Source organism: Agrobacterium sp. SORGH_AS 787, from assembly GCF_030819035.1.
In the GTDB taxonomy this organism is placed as follows: Bacteria; Pseudomonadota; Alphaproteobacteria; order Rhizobiales; family Rhizobiaceae; genus Agrobacterium; species Agrobacterium larrymoorei_B.
The window spans coordinates 1,341,268-1,360,024 of the sequence record NZ_JAUTBG010000001.1 but is presented as its reverse complement, the minus strand read 5'-3'; the positions used below and the strand labels follow the sequence as shown (position 1 = coordinate 1,360,024).

The window sequence follows — 18,757 nt, the reverse complement described above, 5'->3', positions numbered from 1 at the left end:
TTGCTACAGCGTCGGCCCGAAGGGCAGCACGGCGCTCTATTGCGAACCGAGATGAAGCGGAATGGAAAGTGCGGCGGGGCGCGACGGCGAGAAACTGATCCGTGCCGAAAGTTGACCTGCGACAGGCGCCGGCACAAGGAATTTCTCCTCGATCAAGGTGTTTTCGCCTTTTGAAGGCGGCGTCAGCGAGGCAATACCGCAGCCATTGATCGGTGTCGCCTTAGGATCAAGTTCGCGACTGACATTGTTCGCCAAGGTCACATCCAGAGGCAGCCACCGGCGGCCTTGACCGTCGACCAGACTGATCTGGCACTGCGACCAATCTTCACGGATGTCTTTCACTGCCGTTGCGCTCAGCCGAAGAATGACCAGCCGCCGCTCGCCGGGAAGGCGAAGTGGCGTGTCCGTGCCATCACCCAGCAAGCGGGCCGCCTCAACCTGCCATAGCGCACCCGCATACATGCGGTCGCGGGCATTTCCGACGATCTCGATTTCGGTACGGCGTTGATATTCCTGAACGCTGCGCCAGGCATTCAGGGAGAAGGCCAGCACCACAAGGGCAGGCAGGCTGATAAACGAAATCCACCACAATGTGCGTTCCCGATCAGCGCCCATCATTGCCGATCTTCAATGTCGATTGAGAGATAGCCTTGCCTGCGTCGATCGAGATGTCGAGCTGATCGCTGAGTTGCGGGGAATAGTGTCGGGCAAGGATCAGCGCCATCCGCGAGGTCTCAGCCTCGGGCAATTCGAAAACGAAAATGCCGGACGTCGGCAGACCGGGTTGAATGGTCTTGGTGGATAGGGCACCCGGCACGCCGTCAACCCGTGTCGATTGTCTGTAGGAACGACCGGATGCGCCAATGATTGTGGCCGCCTGTATCGGCAATGTCTCAGTCGATGCGGCAGCTTCCACCGTGACGACAACCCAGACGCCGGATGTATCGCGCTCTACCTTCCGCCCGAAGCTGTCATAGGAGAGGACCTTGGCTTTGCGAACCTGTGAGAGCTTGGCGCTGAACGCACGCCCAGAGACCGTTTCGCCCGCATGTCCACGCGTGATAATCGGGCCGGTCAGCATAGCGTAGGACGGCGTCGTTTCCTTGAGCGCCATCAGGGCGAGGACCGAGAGCATTGCGAGAGCGGAGTAAAAGGCTGTCCGGATCACGGCGCCCCCTCGGTGCTGCCCTGACCAGACAGCGGCAGAATGACTTTCGCGATCGCGCCCTTCGCAAACCAGCCCGGAGCGGCATAGAGATTGTCCCGCGGACGAAAAACCTCACCCTGCACCGAGACATCCAGCGAAGACGGCACCGGGGCATCGTCCTGAAGTTCCCACACAGCCGTGACTGTCTCCGGCATCATCGGCTGCAAGTCGCCGAGCAGATCACGATCCCGGTCGAGATAGAATGTCGGTCGCGGAGCGTCCTTTATGTTGTCGATCCTGACCACATCGCCGTAGATATTGGAGCTTTCCGCGGACCTGTTTTCGAGGCGCATTGTGACGGCCACCGCTTGTTTGCCTGGTGTCACTTTCAGCCCGTTCGGCATGAGAGAGATAACGCTGGCAGAAGCCAGCTCTACCTGCCAACGCCCGGCATCGACGGACTTTGCAGCCTCCACGACCGGAACAATCTCGCTCTCGCGTCGCTCATACATGGAATAGCCGAGCGACAGACCGGCGGCAGCAAGACCGCCCGCCCCTGCAATCAGTTTTTTGAGCCGCCCTCTTCGGGACTGTTTTTCAATGTTCGCCACCATTGCCGATCAGCGATATCCGCCCTTACAATGTCCACTCCAAAGAATACCGCGGAAGACAGCGGCAACCCATGTTTCCCTTGCAATTCCGGCTCAAGAATGACGGCGAAATCCCGACCCTATTTCTTCTGGTCCAGCGAATGGCGGCCGAAGTCCGGCGCATCGACATCCTGGCCCGCCTGAACGATAGAGCGACGAATATCGCGGGTGCGAGAAAATAGCTCGAACAGCTTGTCGCCCTCGCCCCAGCGGATCGCGCGCTGCAGATAGGCCAGGTCTTCCGAAAACCGCGCCAGCATTTCGAGGATCGCATCCTTGTTGTGCAGGCAGATATCGCGCCACATGGTGGGATCGGATGCCGCCAGTCGGGTGAAATCACGAAAGCCCGAGGCGGAGTATTTGATCACTTCCGACTCGGTGACCGTCGAAAGATCGTCCGCGGTGCCGACGATATTATAGGCGATGATGTGCGGAAGATGCGAGACGATCGCCAGCACCTTGTCGTGATGCTCCGGGTCCATCTCGTCAACGCGCGAACCAAGCGCCAGCCAGAAGCCTTTCAGACGATCGAGAGCCGCAGCATCCGTGCCGGGCAGCGGCGTGAAGATGCACCAGCGATCGCGAAAGAGACCGGCAAAGCCGGCGTCCGGGCCGGATTTTTCCGTACCCGCAAGCGGGTGTCCTGGAATGAAATGCACATGCTCCGGCATATGCGGCGCCATCTGCGCGATGACGGATGCCTTTGTGGAGCCGACATCGGTCACGATCGCGCCCGCCTTCAGATGTGGCGCGATCTGCTTTGCCACATCTTCGGATGCGCCGACGGGAACCGAGACGATGACGAGGTCGGCCTCCCTCACGGCATCAGCCACCGAGGTAGTGTAGGATGTCCCCAGTTCCAACTCCTCGGCGCGCTTCAGCGTCTCTTCGCTTCGCGTCGAGACGACCACCTCGCGTGCGAGGCCGCGTTCTTTGATATCACGAGCAATGGACGAGCCGATCAGGCCGATGCCGATCAGCGCGATGCGTTCGAACAGAATGTCTGCCATCACGCCTGACCCATAAACTCTTTGAGCGCGGCGATGACGCCGAGATTGGCCTCTTCCGAGCCCACCGTCATGCGAAGCGCATTGGCAAAGCCGTAACCGCGGACCGCACGCAGGATATAGCCACGGCGGCTCAAGAACTCGTCGGCATCGGCAGCACGCTTGCCATCCTCATCGGGGAAATGAATGAGAACGAAGTTGGTGACGGAGGGCGTGACCTTCAGGCCAAGCTCTGTGAAGACCGAAGTCAATCTGTCGAGCCACAGAAGGTTATGCGCTACGGCCTGCTGCATGAAGGCCTGATCGCGAATGGCGGCAGCACCTGCGGCAATGGCAGGCGCATTCATGTTGAAGGGGCCACGCACGCGGTTCAGCGCATCGATGATGGCAGCCGGTGCATACATCCAGCCGACGCGCAGCGCTGCCAGACCGTAGACCTTGGAGAAGGTGCGGGTCATGACCACGTTGCCGTTGCCGGAAACGAGCTCAAGACCCGCTTCATAATCATTCTTGCGCACATATTCGGCGTAAGCCGCGTCGAGAACCAGAATGACATTCTTCGGCAGCGTCGCCTGGAGACGACGGATTTCCGAAACAGGAACATAGGTGCCTGTCGGATTGCCCGGATTGGCGATGAACACCATCTTCGTCCTCGGCGTAACCGCGTCGATGATCGCGTCGACATTGACCGTGCAATCGGTTTCCTTGACGGTGACCGGCGTGGCGCCTGCGCCCATGATCTGGATCTTGTAGACGAGAAAGCCGTGTTCGGTGATGATCGCCTCGTCGCCCGCACCGAGATAGACGTGGCAGAGCAGGCCGAGCAATTCATCCGAACCATTGCCGCAGATGATATTGGCCGGGTTCAGGCCGTGGACATCGGCAATCGCCTGACGCAGCGCCACTGCCTGACCGTCCGGATAGATTTCAAGATTGGACGCCGCCGCCTTGAAGGCTTCTATCGCCTTGGGGCTCGCGCCAAGCGGTGTTTCGTTGGAGGAGAGCTTATAGACCTTCGCTACGCCATCCACATGCTCCTTGCCCGGAACATAGGCGGCGATATCCAGGATACCCGGACGCGGAACAGGTTGGTTAAGCTCTGCACTCATTTCATCGACCTTCGGAAAAGCGCCGGGAAATCCGGCCTGACAATGCCGAAGGCATTAGACTGGAAGCAGCCCTTTGTCGAGTATCAGAGCGTCTTTTGCTGTTCCCTGTTTTGCGTCAATCTCGTCCGGGTGCTGGGCACACCCTGCGGCGCCAGCACCGGCACGAAAACGCGACGGGACGCACGCTGCGTCACCGGCAGCCCCTGATAGAGACGCTTTTGCGCCTCAACGATGATGACGCCAGAAAAGACCGGCCAGATTCTCCGCCCCATCGTCTCAATATAGCGACGGAACTTCAAAACAGACCGGACCTTGGATGGCGGGAAGAACAGCGCTTCGGAAGAGGCCCCGGGCGTGAAATTCGTTTCGCGCAGAAGTGCCGTCAACTGGCTGCGGGAATAGGGTCGGCCGGAGCCGAAAGGCGTGTGCTCCATGCGCGCCCAGACGCCGCGCCGGTTCGGCACCACGATGACGAGACGCCCGCCGGGCGCCAGCACCCGCCAGAGTTCCTTCAGCGCCTCACGCGGATTTTCGACGAATTCCAGCGAGTGGATCATCAACACGCGATCAATCGAGGAATCGGGCAACGGCAACTCCTCATCAAAGACCAGCGCCGTGGAGGAGAGCTCGCCTGCCGGCCAGTTCACCGCACCCTGCCCTGCGGGCATGAAGGCAAAGGTGCGCTCCGTATCGTGGCGAAACCGATCGAGAAACGGCACGGCATAGCCGAGACCGACAAGACGCTCATCCGGCATCGATGGCCAGAGCGTCGACAGCGCCATGGTGATCGCCTGTTCGGCGGAACGGCCAAGTGGGGAATGATAAAATTCGCGCAGATCGACGATATCGGTGTTCATGGCTGGAATGTAGCGGCTCGCGAAAGGACTTCAAGCTTGGACTTCAAGCGCGCGTCGCCTAAATAGGAGAGACAGGTTTAAATGCGAGATAGGGAGCGAACCATGAAGCCGCTGGATATCGAAGTCTTTCCATGCCGAAGCGACAATTTCGGCGTGCTGCTGCATGACAGCGAAAGCGGCACGACAATCTCCATCGATGCGCCGGAAGAAGCGCCGATCCTCGCAGCCCTCAATCGCCGCGGCTGGCAGTTGACCCACATCTTCACCACCCACCACCATCAGGATCATGTGGAAGCCAATCTCGCACTGAAGGAGCGTTTCCACTGCGAAATCCGTGGACCCCATGATGAGGCGGTCGCCATTCCCGGTCTCGACAAGACCACCGCCGATGGCGACGAGTTCGCGATTGCCGGTCGCCGTGTACAGGTCATTGCAACGCCCGGGCATACGGCGGGACATATCTGCTATTATCTTCCCGAAGACGGCTTGCTGTTTGCCGCAGACACGCTGTTTGCCATGGGCTGCGGTCGCCTGTTCGAGCGCCCAGCGGCCGATATGTGGCGCTCTTTCCAGAAGCTGATGGCACTGCCGGACGAGACGCAAGTCTATTTCGGCCATGAGTATACGCTCTCCAACGCCCGCTTCGCCGTCACCGTCGATCCACAGAATGAGGCATTGAAGCGCCGCCTGAGTGACGTCGAGGCGCTACGCAATGAGAACCGCTTCACCATTCCCACGACGATCGCGCTCGAGAAGCAAACCAATCCCTATATGCGCGTGGCGGACACCGGCATCCGCGCCCATCTTGGCCTTGAAGGCGCGACAGATGAGGACGTGTTTGCTGAGATCAGAGCGCGCAAGGATAATTTCTGATGGGAGCAGAACAGTCCGCTGCCGCCATCATCGCCGCCCTCAATCTCGAGCCGCATCCCGAAGGCGGCTTCTATCGCCAGACCTTTCGCGATCCGAATGGCGAAGAGCGCGGCTACTCGACGGCGATCTACTATCTGCTCGAAAAGGGCCAGCGCTCGCACTGGCACAAGGTGATCGACGCCGTCGAAATCTGGCATTACTACGCCGGCGCGCCGCTATCGCTCCATATGTCCGAGGACGGCAAGAGTATCACGACTGTACGCCTCGGCCCAGCGATCCTGGATGGTGAGCAGCCGCAGGCAATCGTCCCCTCCAATTGCTGGCAGGCGGCGGAAAGTCTTGGCGACTTCACGCTGGTCGGCTGTACCGTTGCCCCAGGCTTCGTTTTCGACAGTTTCGTCATGGCCGAACCCGGCTGGGAGCCGGGTTAAAGAGCCGCTGCTGCTGGAACGCGATCAGCCGCCATATTTCGTGGCGGTGATGTAGACCTGGCCGACCCTTGTCGGGATGCGCGCATAGACCGGTGCGTAGACATCCATGGTGCTTGCCTTGGCGAACCACACTTCCATGGAGATCGACTTCAGATATTCGATATCCTTGCGACCCTTGCGGAAGCCGGATTTCGGCACATAACGCATGTTGCAGACAACCGCGTCACCTGAAAAGCCGTTGGTTTTGAAGGGTTTCGTTCCGCTGGAACTCAGCACCAGATCGAGACGCGACTCGCCGTCATAGATCGGCAGGCGGCTCGGGCAGATGCGGCCACCGACCGGAAAGATCAGGCCGGAGATCGGGTCGAGCACGGAGCGAAGATCGCGATCCTTCACATCCACCCAATTGTCTGGCCGGGATTCCGGCGCCGGGTTGATGGTGGTGGAGGTGACGTTGCCGTTGCGATACTGCACGTCATAGGTGCGGGTGCGCTTGCCATCCTTGTAGACCAGCGAATACTCGTTCGCCTGCATGCGATTGCCGCGCTTGGCGCCAGACACTGTCGTCTTGCCGGAAATGTCCTTCAGCACGCTGGCGATGCCTGCCGAACTGAAAGAGCCGGAAATCGAATAGGTCGAGCCATTCATCTTTGTCGAGAAGTTGGCGCGTGCGATCGGCAAAACCCCAAGCGCGATGGAATATTCGCTGTCATGGCGCGATTCGGCAGCGAAGGAAGGCGTGAGACCGCAAAGTACCAGGGCTGTAGCGGCAAAAAGTCTTTGTGCATTGACGATCATGGAGATATCACCTCGACGGGCACCGAAAGCCGCGTGTTTCCGGCGATCATATACGCCCACTTGTGGCAATAAAAAAGCGGAAGCCACAGCAAAACCGGTGAAATCGCGTACAAAAGGGCGCGAGCGGCTTGACTGCACGGACGGCTCTGACTATAGAACCGCAACTTTCCAATCATCGGCTGTTGGATTGCAAACCGGATTTTGCCGGAGAGCAGACTGATAGCCATACAGTGACAACGAATAGGTGTACCCATGTCCCGTGTATGCGAATTGACCGGCAAGGGCGTCCAGACGGGCAACAACGTCAGCCACGCCAACAACAGAACCAAGCGCCGGTTCCTCCCGAACCTTTGCCAGGTAACTCTGATTTCCGATTCTCTCGGCCAGCGTTTCCGTCTGCGCGTTTCCGCAGCGGCCCTTCGCTCCGTTGAACATCGTGGCGGCCTCGATGCCTTCCTTCTGAAGTCTGACGAAAACGATCTCTCGATGCGCGCCCGCCTGCTGCGTCGCCAGATCGCAAAGAAGACCGCTGAAGCCGCTTAATCGCAGCTCAAACGTCTATCCTTTTCAAAAGGCTTGAATGGCTTTGCCGCTCAAGCCTTTTGACTATTTTGGGGTTGGCTTTACGCCTCGGCAATCAGCGTTCCCCTCTTCACGCAAGGCTGCATGATCGTCTGAGACGACTGCTGCGTGCATATGTTTTCTCCAACTGGTGGCATCACCCAGAATAAAAAAATGCCTTACCTGCGCCAAACGCTTATCTACGTGCTGCTGATGACCCTCGTGGTGGTCGCATCGAATATTCTCGTTCAATATCCGCTATCCGGTACTTTGCTCGGGATCAATCTCGGCGATCTGCTGACCTGGGGTGCCTTCACCTATCCTGTCGCCTTTCTCGTGACGGATCTGACCAACCGGCAGTTCGGCCCCTCCATTGCACGTCGCGTCGTGCTGGCGGGCTTCATCGTCGGCGTCACGCTGTCCTTCTGGACCTCGCTGCCACGCATCGCAATTGCTTCCGGGACAGCTTATCTCGTTGGCCAGCTGCTGGATATTTCGGTGTTCAATCGCCTGCGTCGCCAAAGCTGGTGGCGCGCACCACTGGCTGGCTCCATGTTCGGCTCGGTGCTTGATACAGTCCTGTTTTTCTCGATCGCCTTTGCCGCAAGCTTCGCCTTCATTGGCCCGAACGATGCCTTCGCCATCGAGAATGCGCCGGTCCTTGGTATCCTATCGCTTGAGGCCCCACGTTGGATCTCCTGGGCGCTCGGCGACCTGTCCGTCAAGGTTCTGGTGGGTCTCGTTCTCCTGCTGCCTTACGGCGCTCTGATGAACACGCTGAAGCCCATGCCGCCGGCACGCTCCGTCTAAGCCAGCTTGGCTCGATAACGTCCGAGGGTCCGAAATGAATGAAGCAGCGGAGCTTGATCGCCTCCGCTGCTTTTTGTCGTGCGCAGGCAGCAGCGCCAGCTAAAGCATGGCGCGCAATAGTGTGCCGCGGTTTTGCGATAACGACACGCGATAACAAAGACCTAAAGCGTATGAGCGAATCCGAAAGATCGCGACACGCTTTTAGGCCCTAAAACTTCAGACGTTCACGGAAGAACACAAATGCAACGATGAGGCCTGTGGAAGCACCGACCAGCACGTCGAGAAAAGCGCGCAAGGCCTGCGACTTGCGGTCCCATCAACAGCACGAGCATGGCAGATGCTCCTGCCTGGATGGGCACGACCGGCGGCATTCCGAACGAAACGGCAACCATCATGGCGATGAAAGTGGCAGATGCCATTCTGAGCTCTGCAAGCTCCGGCGGAATGACGAGCGCAAACTCGCCCACTACAATGCCGACAGTCACGCCGACGATCAGACCCATTCCTTGTCGGATCTGACTTGGTATGCCCGGCGCCAGACAGATCAGTGCGGCGATCGCAGCAAAGACAGGCTGCTGATGACCGAGCAGATGTCGGGCGGCCCAGAACGCAAAAGCGGCAGCCAAGGCTGCCGCAAGTGCACGGGTGAAAGCTGATTGAAGACGCTCGGCGATCTGCCTGAGCATCGATCAATCCTTCTTGGATGGAACGACGCGCAGACCCAGTTCGCGAAGCTGTGTCGGCGTTGCTGGCGACGGCGCGTTCATCAGAAGATCCTGTGCCTGCTGGTTCATCGGGAACAGCGTGATTTCGCGCAGGTTCTTCGCACCGACAAGCAGCATGACCACACGGTCGATACCGAAAGCGCAACCGCCATGTGGAGGAGCGCCGTACTGGAAGGCGCGGTAGAGACCACCGAAACGCTCTTCCACGTCGCTCTGCGAGAGACCGACCATTTCGAACGCCTTGACCATCAGCTCCGGCGACTGGTTACGGATGGAGCCCGAAGCAATCTCGAAGCCGTTGCAGACGGCATCATACTGGTAGGCCTTGATCGACAGCGGGTCCTGGTTCTCCAGCGCTTCCATACCGCCCTGCGGCATGGAGAAGGGATTGTGGGCAAAGTCGATCTTCTTGTCTTCTTCATTGTATTCGAAGAAGGGGAAATCGACGATCCAGCAAAGCTCGAAACGATCGCGATCGACGAGGTTCAGCTCCTCGCCAGCGCGGGTGCGGGCCTCACCGGCAAACTTGTAGAACTTGGCGGGATCGCCAGCCACGAAGAAGCAGGCATCACCGGCTTCCAGGCCAAGCTGCGTGCGCAGCGCCTCGGTGCGCTCCTCACCGATGTTCTTGGCGAGCGGACCGGAGCCTGCGATCTTGCCGTCTTCTTCCTTCCAGAAGATGTAGCCGAGACCCGGCTGGCCCTGGCCCTGCGCCCAGGCATTCATGCGGTCGCAGAAGGCGCGGCTGCCGCCGGTCTTGGCCGGAATGGCCCAGACTTCGACCTTCGGGTTCGACGCGATCATGTTGGCGAAGACCTTGAAGCCGGAACCGGCGAAATGCTCGGTCACAGCCTGCATGACGATCGGGTTGCGCAGATCCGGCTTGTCGGAACCATATTTGCGGATCGCTTCGTCGTAGGGAATGCGCGGCCATTCTTTCGTGACCGGCTTGCCTTCGGCAAACTGCTCCAGAACCGACGTCATCATCGGCTCCATGGTTGACCAGACGTCTTCCTGCGTCACGAAGCTCATTTCCACGTCGAGCTGGTAGAATTCGCCTGGAAGTCGGTCAGCACGTGGGTCTTCATCCCGGAAGCACGGTGCGATCTGGAAATAGCGGTCGAAACCGGCAACCATCAGAAGCTGCTTGTACTGCTGCGGCGCCTGCGGCAGGGCGAAGAACTTGCCCTCATGAATACGGCTCGGCACGAGGAAGTCGCGTGCGCCCTCCGGCGAGGAGGCCGTCAGGATCGGCGTCGTATATTCGGCAAAGCCAGCCTCGGCCATGCCGTTGCGCATTGCGGAGATGATCTGTGTGCGCTTGACGATGTTCTTGTGCAGCGTCTCGCGGCGAAGGTCGAGGAAGCGATATTTCAGGCGAACGTCTTCCGGATAGTCCGGCTCGCCAAAGACTGGCAACGGCAATTCCTTGGCAACGCCCAGCACTTCGATCTCTTGTGCGTAGAGTTCGATTTCGCCCGTCGCCATGGCCTTGTTGACGGTCTCTTCCGAACGCGCCTTGACCTTTCCGTCGATGCGGATCACCCACTCGCCGCGGACCGTTTCAGCCGCCTTGAAAGCCGGGCTGTCCGGATCGGCAACCACCTGGGTAATTCCATAATGATCGCGAAGGTCTATGAAGAGAACGCCGCCATGGTCTCGAACGCGATGCACCCAACCGGAAAGACGAACGGTCTCGCCGACATGAGACTTGCGAAGAGCGGCACAGGTGTGGCTGCGGTAGCGATGCATGATGGTATCCTGAAGAAGCGTGTCATGGCCTCTGGGGCCGACTTTCGAAATTTGGCGGAAAAGCGCATGGCTGAACTGATTTGTCAAGGAAAAGCGCCACCCGCGAGGCTTTCCTGCCCGTGGAAGATGTCCTGCGAACCGCCAAAGAGAGCCGGATAAGAACAAAATACAGGAGAAGATCGCCGATTGGCAGGGCAAAGCGTGAAGTAAAGCCACCTCTCATATTGACATGCGGCCCCCAAAGGGAAAGTAAGACGGAGTGTTTTCCAGGACTGGCCGAACGTAATGATTGAAACGACAGCAGCACTCGCCGAAGCTTGCAAGGAGCTGGCGAAATCGGAATTCGTCACCATCGACACCGAGTTTCTCCGCGAAACGACCTTCTGGCCGCAGCTCTGTCTCGTCCAGATGGCGAGTCCCACGCTTGAAGTGCTGGTGGACCCGATGGCAAAGGGTATCGATCTGACGCCGCTCTTCGAACTGATGGCCGACTCGAATGTCGTGAAGGTCTTCCATGCTGCCCGTCAGGATATCGAGATCATCTATCATCTGGGCGGTCTTATCCCGCATCCGATCTTCGATACGCAGGTCGCGGCCATGGTCTGCGGCTTCGGCGATTCGATTTCCTACGATCAGCTGGTGCAGAAGACCAAGAACGTCCAGATCGACAAGTCGTCCCGCTTTACCGATTGGAGCCGCCGTCCACTCTCGGAAAAGCAGCTGGATTATGCCTTGGCAGACGTGACCCATCTGCGCGATGTCTATCTGGCGCTGAAGGCGCAGCTTGAGCGTGAAGGCCGTTCGTCCTGGCTCAAGGAAGAAATGGATATCCTTGAAGCGCGCGAGACCTATGACATGCATCCCGACGATGCGTGGCTGCGGCTGAAGTCGCGTCTCCGCAAGCCGACCGAGCTTGCCATCCTGAAATTTGTCGCCGCCTGGAGAGAACGTGAGGCGCGCTCGCGCAACGTTCCGCGTTCGCGCGTGCTGAAGGACGACGCGATTTTCGAGATCGCTCAGCAGCAACCGAAGGACGCTGAAGCCCTGTCGCGCCTGCGCACCGTTCCAAAGGGCTGGGAGCGCTCCACTTCCGGCACCGCAATCATCGAAACGGTCAATGCAGCGCTCGCCCTTCCCAAGGCGGACATGCCGCAGGCGCCGCGCCACAGCCACTCGCCGGAAGGATCTGGTGCCGCCGTCGAGCTGTTGAAGGTGCTTTTAAAGCTGACAGCGGATAAGCACGGCGTGGCCGCCAAGGTTATCGCCAATAGCGACGATCTCGACAAGATCGCCTCTGAAGGCGAAAAGGCAGAGGTTCAGGCACTCTCCGGCTGGCGGCGTGAACTCTTCGGTGAGCCTGCCCTCAAGCTCATCCGCGGAGAAGTCGCCCTTCGCTTTGCTGGCAAGAAGGTCGAGGCCGTCGAGATGCCGAAAGATCAGGCCACAGCATAAGTCATCGGTGAAAAGTAGGCCTCGTGCAAAACTGCCACAACCGCGCCTCTTCCTGAGAGATTGCTTAAACATCCCTTTTGACGGGACATGATCCGCATTATTATCCCGCATCGGGAAGAATCGACCTGCTCACTTGGGGGGAAGTGGCACCCCACCCCTCATTTAAGGGCAGATGATGAGAAAAATTCTGGCGATGCTGGACTATGTCGTGCTGTTTCTGGCGGTTGCCGGCAGCGGCGTTGTCTATGCATTCCTCGAATATGGCGGTGGCGCCTTCATCGGGGCAACCTACGCCCTGTTTGCCTGCGCGCCGATTCTTGCCTTCGAGCGTGGCCATATTCTGCCCGGCCTGTCCAAGAAGATCAGCATGCTGCCAACGCCCGCCTATATTGTGGTCGGCATGGTGGTTTACGTCATCCTCGTCTTTTGCGGCTTCGGTCTGGGCGGCACCATTCTGTGGGCTACCGGCGTCCTTCCCACCAGCTGGGCGCGCGCGGTGCATGCGGAAATGCAGACGATGGTGTTTACGCTGGGTGTGTGCGCCATAATTGTCTTCATCATGCGTGTGCGCGAGCTTCTGGGGCGCGATATCTTCATCGATCTTATCCTGGGACGCTATCGCAGGCCAGTTAGCGAAGAGCGCGTCTTTCTCTTTATCGATCTGGTCGGTTCCACATCCTTTGCCGAAACCCACGGCGATCTCAAAGCCCAGGAATTCCTCGGAGAGCTTTTTTCCGCCTATGCAGCTCCCGTCAGAAAACACGGTGGAATCATCGACGACTATATCGGCGATGCAGCGATCATCACCTGGCCCTATCATCTCGCAATCCGGCGCGCCGCCTGCATCAACTGCGTGTTCGACATCCTGTCGCAAATCGAAAGCACGCGCGCGACCTGGATCGCAAATTTCGGCACCGTACCAAAACTCCGCTTCGCCATTCACGGCGGGCCGGTGATTACGGCAGAAATCGGTGTGGACCACCACAAGATCACGTACTTTGGCGACACCGTGAACACGACCGCGCGGCTGGAATCACTTAGCAAGATGCTTGGCCACCCGATCCTGATCTCGTCTGATCTCGCTCACCAGCTTCTGCTGCCCAAGGGCATCAAGAGCCAGTATCTCGGCGAACATGCCGTCAAGGGTCGAGGACAGACACTCGGTGTGTGCGCACTCAGCCGCCAGCCGGCATTGTAAAAAGAAAGCCGTCATCAAAGCTTCAACACGCCTTAGTGCGCCTGTCACAAACGCTGCCTATCGGTCCATTGCGTTCTCATGCAACCGATAGGTATGTTTTATGAAAAAGATCCTCCTTTCCTCCGTAGTTTTTCTGACGCTCGGCAACCTCCAGACGTTCGCCGCAGAGAAGGAGTTCCCGGCAAAACTCGTCTCTCAGGCCATTCTACCCGCCAACAGCATCATCCCCGCACCAGCGGATGCACCGGACTTTTTGAAAACCGCGGGCAAGTTTACCACAGCAGACCGCAAGCGTGCCGAAGGCATCGGCACGGTGCCCGGCAAGGATGGCGTTCGTCCGACCGGCCTCTCCATGCCGTTCGATGGTCAGGCGATGCAGGGCTTTTCCGGCATCAAGGCCATGGAAGACGGCACCTTCTGGAGCCTGTCCGACAATGGCTTCGGCACGAAGCTGAATTCCAGCGACGCCATGTTGATGCTGCACCATCTGACGTTCGACTGGGACGCCGGCAAGGTCAACGCGCTTGAAACCGTCTTCCTGTCCGATCCCGACAAGAAGGCGCCTTTCCCGATCGTCATGGAAGGCTCGGACAAGCGTTACCTCACCGGCGCAGACTTCGATGTGGAATCCATCCAGCCGGTCGCAGATGGCTTTTGGGTCGGCGAAGAATTCGGTCCCTACATTCTGAAGTTCACCCGCGACGGCAAGCTGACGGATGTGATTGCCACCAAAGCAGGCGACATCGAGGTCAAGTCTCCCGACAACCCAACGCTCACGCTTCCCGGAAACCCGACCCAGAAACTGCCCGCCTTCAATCTGAAGCGCTCCGGTGGCTTTGAGGGCATGGCGCTCTCCAAGGATGGCACGAAGCTCTACGGACTACTGGAAGGCCCGCTTTACAACGCCGACGGTCAGGTCGAAAAGACGGAAGACGGGGCAACAGGCCTGCGCATTATCGAACTCGATGTTGCCTCCAAGGCATGGACCGGTCGCACCTGGCTCTATCCTCTGGCCGAAGGCGGAGAGGCGATCGGCGACTTCAACATGCTGGATGACAGCACTGCGCTGGTGATCGAACGCGACAATGGCGCCGGTACGGCCGACAAGGCCTGCGCCGACCCGAAGAAGCCGGAGGCCAACTGCTTTGCAACGCCTGCCAAGGTGAAGCGCATCTACAAGATCGAGTTCAACGACGCAAATGCCGGCAAGGCTGCCCGCAAGATCGGCTATATCGACCTGATGAAAATCGCCGATCCCGACAAGAAGGCCCGCCAGGGCTCTGAAAACGGCATCTACACCATGCCGTTCGTCACGATCGAAAACGTCGACCGCGTCGACGCAAGCCACATCATCGTCGGTAACGACAACAACCTGCCTTTCTCGGCCGGTCGTGCGCTGGACAAGGCAGACGACAACGAGTTCGTCATCCTCGACGTGAAAGACCTGCTCGACGCAAAGTGAGCCCTACAGCATCGGCCCGAAAATCGGACCCGCTTTTCGGAAAGCACGATGCGTAGACTTAAAGGAGATAGAGCGTCGCCATCTCGGCGGCGCTCCCTCTTCAGCGACCCTTACGATCGGTAATGAGTCGTCGCGGGTTATTCGAAAACGAATGCCAGACGCTTGCCCGTCAGCTTCGCCAATTGCTGCAGGCGTCCATCCAGACGCTCGCCAGCGAAATCGCAATAGTCATGCGGCACGACGAATTCCAGATCGAGATCAGGGTTGTCAGACTTGCGGAACCGCAGATGATCCACCACGCCCGGCATGGAGGCCGAGAAGAGGTAGACGACGCGCAGCAATCCACCCAGCAGCTTGGCAAGTTCAAGCAGGCGGGGGCCAGCCATCTCGGCAAGCGACTGCGTCGTACCGTTATCGTTCAGGCCTTCGAAGCGATAATAATTGGCAAGCGCGATAAAGGCGCGGCCCGGATGGGTAATGGATACGAAGGACGAGTGCGCAATGACGTTCAGCGCCTGGAGCCCGCGATAATCCGGGTGGGCGCGCCAGCTGATATCCGCCAGAAGACAGGCAGCCTGCCGGTATCGACCCTCTTCTTCCGTTTCATCAATGCCGAATACCGGGACGGTTCTGCCGGTCCAGTCCGCCAGCTCGCGCGCATGCTCGGGAGAACGAGCACGCAGAACCGCCAGTTCGTCGGCGGCCACCAGCAGCGGATCCGCGGTTTTGTCTGTCTCGGACAGCAGCGAGTAGAGATAACCTTCACGCACGCCCTGAGCCGAAAAAGCAATCTTTGCTGGCTTCATGACTTCGAGCACTTCGCGCATGGCAATGGCGCCGAAGGGCAGAAGCGACCGGCGGTTCTTGGAAACGGCCTGCCAGGCGGGATCCTTGCTGTCCTTGGAGGCGATGACCTCGTTCAGGAAGCTCAGCATCTCTTGGAGAGGAAGTTCATAGCCCTGCATCATATGCAGAGGATAATGGGTAATTTCCATGTGGAGCTTGGCGATGTTGCGCCATGTGCCGCCGACGGCGTAGAAGGTCCGGCCTTCCCCCGCCGCCAAAAGTGCTGCGCTTTTCTTGACATGCTTTTTGGCAAAAGCCGTCGCCTTTTCAAGAGAGCCACCCGCCTGTTCGGAGAGCCTCAAGCCGCCGAGCGGAAGCGTGATCCCTTTGCCGCAGGCGTTGCCCTTGATGTCGATCAGTTCGAGAGACCCGCCGCCCAGATCGCCCGCGATGCCGTCGGGATCGTGAAAGCCGCTGATGACACCATAAGCCGAGTAAAGCGCCTCGCGCTCGCCCGAGAGAACCTCGATTTCGCAACCAAGAATCGCCTCGGCATCGCGAATGAAATCCGGTCCGTTTTCCGCTTCTCGCGCAGCCGCGGTGGCCAACACATGCACCTGGGTGGCCTGTGCCTGGTCGGAGAGGGCGCGAAAACGACGAAGCGTCATCAGCGCACGGCGAACGCCTTCCTCATCCATCCGTCCGGTCAAGGCCAGGCCTTTGCCCAGACCGCACAGAACCTTTTCGTTGAACAGCACCACGGGCGCGCGCGAAAGACCTTCATAAACGACAAGGCGAACTGAGTTCGAACCGATGTCGATGACGGAAACGGGGGCATGGCCGACGAGCCGCCCCTGTGCTTCTGATCGTGTCATTCAGCCTGTTTCTTGCGGGATGAAATCAACCCGGCAATCAGTTTTGGCGCACTGGACTTCAAAGCTTCACCACGTCCGGACAGGCTGGGATTGGTCATGAAATAGTGCTGCGCGTTGAACGGTTCCTCGCCCTTGCGCACCTCGATACGCCTGGACGTTCCGTCGGGAAGTATCTCGTAGCTTTGCTGGTTGTCAATGAGATTGCCGAGCATGATCTGCGAAAGAACCTGCTCATGCACAGTCGGATTGACGAGCGGCACGAGGGTCTCGACGCGTCGATCGAGGTTTCGCGGCATCATGTCGGCAGAGCCGATATAGACCAGCGCCTTATCCGATGGGAGGCCGTGACCATTGCCGAAACAAAAGATGCGGCTATGCTCCAGAAAGCGGCCGACGATGGATTTGACGCGGATATTGTCCGACAGGCCCGGCACCTGCGGGCGAAGGCAGCAGATGCCGCGCACCACCAGATCGATCTCCACGCCTGCGGCACTGGCGCGATAGAGCGCGTCGATGATTTCCGGATCGACCAGAGAATTCATCTTCATCCAGATGGCAGCGGGCGCGCCATTCTTGGCATGCTCGATTTCATCATTGATGTGCTTGAGGATACGCGGACGCAACGTATAGGGGGAGACCGCCAGCTTCATGCCTTCTTCCGGCTCGCCATAGCCGGTGATGAAGTTGAAGATGTTCGCCATATCATGCGCAATCTTCGGATTGCAGGTGAAGAAGGACAGGTCGGTATAGATCTTGGCGGTCACCGGATGATAGTTGCCGGTACCGAGATGGCAGTAGGTCCGCAGCTTTCCGTCTTCACGACGCACGACCATCGACATCTTCGCGTGGGTCTTGAGTTCGATGAAGCCGAAAACGACCTGCACGCCAGCACGCTCCAGATCGCGCGCCCAGCGGATGTTGGCTTCTTCGTCGAAGCGAGCCTTGAGCTCGACCAGTGCCGTCACCGACTTTCCAAGTTCGGCGGCATCGATCAGCGCGCGAACGATCGGGCTGTCATTGGAGGTGCGGTAAAGCGTCTGCTTGATTGCCAGAACGTCCGGATCGCGTGCGGCCTGCAACAGGAACTGCACAACGACATCGAAGCTTTCGTAAGGGTGGTGAACCACCATGTCCTTTTCGCGAATGGCGGCAAGGCAATCGCCCATATGTTCGCGAACACGCTCCGGGAAGCGGGCATTATAGGCCTCGAATTTGAGGTCCTCTCTCGGCGCCTTGGCGAGTTCCGAGATGGTATTCAGCGCCAGAAGACCGGGCAGAACCGCCACACGATTTTCCGGCACGTCCAATTCGTGGACCACGAACTGACGCAAGGAATGCGGCATTTCGCTGTCGGTTTCGATGCGGATCACGGAGCCACGACGACGGCGTTTCAGGGCGCTTTCAAAGTAGCGCACCAGATCCTCCGCCTCTTCTTCCAGCTCGATATCGCTGTCGCGGATGATACGGAAGGTGCCGAAGCCCCTGACGGTATATCCGGGGTAGAGCCTGTGGATGAAGAGGCCGACCGTATCTTCCAGCGTGATGTAACGGATGGCGGTCTTATCGTCGGGCAGGCGGATGAAGCGGTCTAGCGCGGTGGGAAGGCGCAGCAGCGCCGTCATCGGCTCACGGCCATTGACGCTGTCCAACTGCAGCCCCATCGAGAAGCCGAGATTGGGAATGAAGGGGAACGGATGCGCCGGATCGATGGAGAGCGGCGTCAGAACAGGGAAAATCCGTTCCTCGAACTCGTTCTCGAGCCAGGTGCGGTCTTCGTCCGTAAGCGCGCCCGGACGAACGATGTAGATATCTTCCTTGGCCAGATATTGCTGCAGCACCGCAAGCGACGCCTGTTGCTCCATCTGGAGGTTGTCGATTTCCTTCAGGATGTCTTCAAGCTGCTCCGCGGGCGTTTTGCCATCCGGGGTCTTCATCGTCACCGACTGGCGCACCTGACCTTCGAGACCGGCAACGCGCACCATGAAGAATTCATCGAGGTTGGCGGCGGAAATGGAAAGGAATCGCAGTCTTTCCAGAAGCGGATGCGCGGGGTTCAGCGTCTCTTCGAGAACGCGGCGGTTGAATTGGAGCCAGGAGAATTCGCGGTTCACAAATCGAGTAGGGCTATCCCAGAGATTTTCAACCTCCGCTGCCTGTGCCGATTGACCGCCCTCCAATTCTTCCTGCACAACCGAATCCATAAATCACCCGCCCCTTTTCAGTTTCCATGGCCGTATAACAGTTTGACGACGGAACTATGACAG

At 58.8% G+C, this 18,757-nt stretch carries 18 protein-coding genes; 7 read left to right on the top strand and 11 right to left on the bottom strand.

Annotated elements, in window-relative coordinates:
* Positions 1-36 precede the first annotated feature (36 nt).
* The 6 genes from QE435_RS05965 to QE435_RS05940 all read right to left on the bottom strand — a co-directional run bounded on the left by QE435_RS05965 (position 37) and on the right by QE435_RS05940 (position 4,770).
* A complete protein-coding gene (locus QE435_RS05965) occupies positions 37-618 on the bottom strand; it encodes a hypothetical protein (RefSeq protein ID WP_349040603.1) in 582 nt (193 codons plus the stop codon).
* Positions 605-1,168, bottom strand: coding sequence for a hypothetical protein (locus QE435_RS05960; protein WP_349040602.1), 564 nt, complete (start codon positions 1,166-1,168; stop codon positions 605-607). The genes QE435_RS05965 and QE435_RS05960 overlap by 14 nt, the downstream gene beginning before the upstream one ends.
* Positions 1,165-1,761: a hypothetical protein gene (locus QE435_RS05955; protein WP_349040601.1), complete on the bottom strand. Its 597-nt coding sequence runs from the start codon at positions 1,759-1,761 to the stop codon at positions 1,165-1,167. The genes QE435_RS05960 and QE435_RS05955 overlap by 4 nt, the downstream gene beginning before the upstream one ends.
* Before the next feature lie 116 nt (positions 1,762-1,877).
* A complete protein-coding gene (locus QE435_RS05950) occupies positions 1,878-2,807 on the bottom strand; it encodes a prephenate/arogenate dehydrogenase family protein (RefSeq protein ID WP_306928682.1) in 930 nt (309 codons plus the stop codon).
* Positions 2,807-3,913, bottom strand: a complete 1,107-nt coding sequence (gene hisC, locus QE435_RS05945) for a histidinol-phosphate transaminase (RefSeq protein WP_306928683.1) — start codon at positions 3,911-3,913, stop codon at positions 2,807-2,809. The genes QE435_RS05950 and hisC overlap by 1 nt, the downstream gene beginning before the upstream one ends.
* An 83-nt stretch (positions 3,914-3,996) precedes the next feature.
* Complete coding sequence (locus tag QE435_RS05940; protein ID WP_309770013.1) at positions 3,997-4,770, bottom strand: methyltransferase domain-containing protein; 774 nt, start codon at positions 4,768-4,770, stop codon at positions 3,997-3,999.
* Positions 4,771-4,872: 102 nt separating this feature from the next.
* Between QE435_RS05940 and gloB the strand changes: the two genes are divergently transcribed.
* Both gloB and QE435_RS05930 read left to right on the top strand, forming a co-directional pair.
* On the top strand, positions 4,873-5,643 hold the full coding sequence (gloB, locus tag QE435_RS05935; protein WP_349040600.1) for a hydroxyacylglutathione hydrolase: 771 nt from the start codon (positions 4,873-4,875) through the stop codon (positions 5,641-5,643).
* Complete coding sequence (locus QE435_RS05930; RefSeq protein WP_349040599.1) at positions 5,643-6,074, top strand: cupin domain-containing protein; 432 nt, start codon at positions 5,643-5,645, stop codon at positions 6,072-6,074. The genes gloB and QE435_RS05930 overlap by 1 nt, the downstream gene beginning before the upstream one ends.
* A gap of 24 nt (positions 6,075-6,098) precedes the next feature.
* On the opposite strand, the gene QE435_RS05925 is transcribed toward QE435_RS05930, so the two are convergent.
* Positions 6,099-6,872: a DUF3108 domain-containing protein gene (locus tag QE435_RS05925; protein WP_306928686.1), complete on the bottom strand. Its 774-nt coding sequence runs from the start codon at positions 6,870-6,872 to the stop codon at positions 6,099-6,101.
* A gap of 252 nt (positions 6,873-7,124) precedes the next feature.
* On the opposite strand from QE435_RS05925, the gene rpmB reads away from it, so the two are divergent.
* Both rpmB and QE435_RS05915 read left to right on the top strand, forming a co-directional pair.
* On the top strand, positions 7,125-7,415 hold the full coding sequence (gene rpmB, locus QE435_RS05920) for a 50S ribosomal protein L28 (protein ID WP_062427600.1): 291 nt from the start codon (positions 7,125-7,127) through the stop codon (positions 7,413-7,415).
* A 192-nt stretch (positions 7,416-7,607) separates the two neighbouring features.
* Complete coding sequence (locus QE435_RS05915; RefSeq protein WP_306928687.1) at positions 7,608-8,243, top strand: queuosine precursor transporter; 636 nt, start codon at positions 7,608-7,610, stop codon at positions 8,241-8,243.
* 224 nt (positions 8,244-8,467) lie between these two features.
* Here QE435_RS05915 and QE435_RS05910 read toward each other — a convergent pair whose 3' ends face one another.
* A complete protein-coding gene (locus QE435_RS05910; protein WP_349040598.1) occupies positions 8,468-8,929 on the bottom strand; it encodes an FUSC family protein in 462 nt (153 codons plus the stop codon).
* A gap of 3 nt (positions 8,930-8,932) precedes the next feature.
* Positions 8,933-10,720, bottom strand: a complete 1,788-nt coding sequence (gene aspS, locus QE435_RS05905; RefSeq protein ID WP_306928689.1) for an aspartate--tRNA ligase — start codon at positions 10,718-10,720, stop codon at positions 8,933-8,935.
* Between the two features lie 285 nt (positions 10,721-11,005).
* On the opposite strand from aspS, the gene rnd reads away from it, so the two are divergent.
* The 3 genes from rnd to QE435_RS05890 all read left to right on the top strand — a co-directional run bounded on the left by rnd (position 11,006) and on the right by QE435_RS05890 (position 14,832).
* Positions 11,006-12,172 (top strand): ribonuclease D, encoded by a 1,167-nt coding sequence (gene rnd, locus QE435_RS05900; RefSeq protein ID WP_306928690.1) that lies wholly within the window; start codon positions 11,006-11,008, stop codon positions 12,170-12,172.
* Between the two features lie 175 nt (positions 12,173-12,347).
* On the top strand, positions 12,348-13,370 hold the full coding sequence (locus QE435_RS05895; protein WP_306930183.1) for an adenylate/guanylate cyclase domain-containing protein: 1,023 nt from the start codon (positions 12,348-12,350) through the stop codon (positions 13,368-13,370).
* 100 nt (positions 13,371-13,470) lie between these two features.
* A complete protein-coding gene (locus QE435_RS05890; protein WP_349040597.1) occupies positions 13,471-14,832 on the top strand; it encodes an esterase-like activity of phytase family protein in 1,362 nt (453 codons plus the stop codon).
* A gap of 137 nt (positions 14,833-14,969) precedes the next feature.
* Here the strand turns inward: QE435_RS05890 and ppx are convergent, their stop codons facing one another.
* Both ppx and QE435_RS05880 read right to left on the bottom strand, forming a co-directional pair.
* A complete protein-coding gene (ppx, locus tag QE435_RS05885) occupies positions 14,970-16,493 on the bottom strand; it encodes an exopolyphosphatase (protein WP_349040596.1) in 1,524 nt (507 codons plus the stop codon).
* On the bottom strand, positions 16,490-18,694 hold the full coding sequence (locus QE435_RS05880; protein WP_306928694.1) for an RNA degradosome polyphosphate kinase: 2,205 nt from the start codon (positions 18,692-18,694) through the stop codon (positions 16,490-16,492). The genes ppx and QE435_RS05880 overlap by 4 nt, the downstream gene beginning before the upstream one ends.
* Positions 18,695-18,757 lie beyond the last annotated feature (63 nt).

Coding starts and splice junctions, on each gene's coding strand:
- QE435_RS05915 (WP_306928687.1), top strand. CDS start 7,608: ATGCCTTACCTGCGCCAAACGCTTATCTACGTGCTGCTGATGACCCTC.
- hisC (WP_306928683.1), bottom strand. CDS start 3,913: ATGAGTGCAGAGCTTAACCAACCTGTTCCGCGTCCGGGTATCCTGGAT.
- QE435_RS05940 (WP_309770013.1), bottom strand. CDS start 4,770: ATGAACACCGATATCGTCGATCTGCGCGAATTTTATCATTCCCCACTT.
- rnd (WP_306928690.1), top strand. CDS start 11,006: ATGATTGAAACGACAGCAGCACTCGCCGAAGCTTGCAAGGAGCTGGCG.
- QE435_RS05925 (WP_306928686.1), bottom strand. CDS start 6,872: ATGATCGTCAATGCACAAAGACTTTTTGCCGCTACAGCCCTGGTACTT.
- QE435_RS05930 (WP_349040599.1), top strand. CDS start 5,643: ATGGGAGCAGAACAGTCCGCTGCCGCCATCATCGCCGCCCTCAATCTC.
- ppx (WP_349040596.1), bottom strand. CDS start 16,493: ATGACACGATCAGAAGCACAGGGGCGGCTCGTCGGCCATGCCCCCGTT.
- QE435_RS05955 (WP_349040601.1), bottom strand. CDS start 1,761: ATGGTGGCGAACATTGAAAAACAGTCCCGAAGAGGGCGGCTCAAAAAA.
- QE435_RS05910 (WP_349040598.1), bottom strand. CDS start 8,929: ATGCTCAGGCAGATCGCCGAGCGTCTTCAATCAGCTTTCACCCGTGCA.
- QE435_RS05950 (WP_306928682.1), bottom strand. CDS start 2,807: ATGGCAGACATTCTGTTCGAACGCATCGCGCTGATCGGCATCGGCCTG.
- QE435_RS05890 (WP_349040597.1), top strand. CDS start 13,471: ATGAAAAAGATCCTCCTTTCCTCCGTAGTTTTTCTGACGCTCGGCAAC.
- QE435_RS05895 (WP_306930183.1), top strand. CDS start 12,348: ATGAGAAAAATTCTGGCGATGCTGGACTATGTCGTGCTGTTTCTGGCG.
- QE435_RS05965 (WP_349040603.1), bottom strand. CDS start 618: ATGATGGGCGCTGATCGGGAACGCACATTGTGGTGGATTTCGTTTATC.
- QE435_RS05880 (WP_306928694.1), bottom strand. CDS start 18,694: ATGGATTCGGTTGTGCAGGAAGAATTGGAGGGCGGTCAATCGGCACAG.
- aspS (WP_306928689.1), bottom strand. CDS start 10,720: ATGCATCGCTACCGCAGCCACACCTGTGCCGCTCTTCGCAAGTCTCAT.
- rpmB (WP_062427600.1), top strand. CDS start 7,125: ATGTCCCGTGTATGCGAATTGACCGGCAAGGGCGTCCAGACGGGCAAC.
- gloB (WP_349040600.1), top strand. CDS start 4,873: ATGAAGCCGCTGGATATCGAAGTCTTTCCATGCCGAAGCGACAATTTC.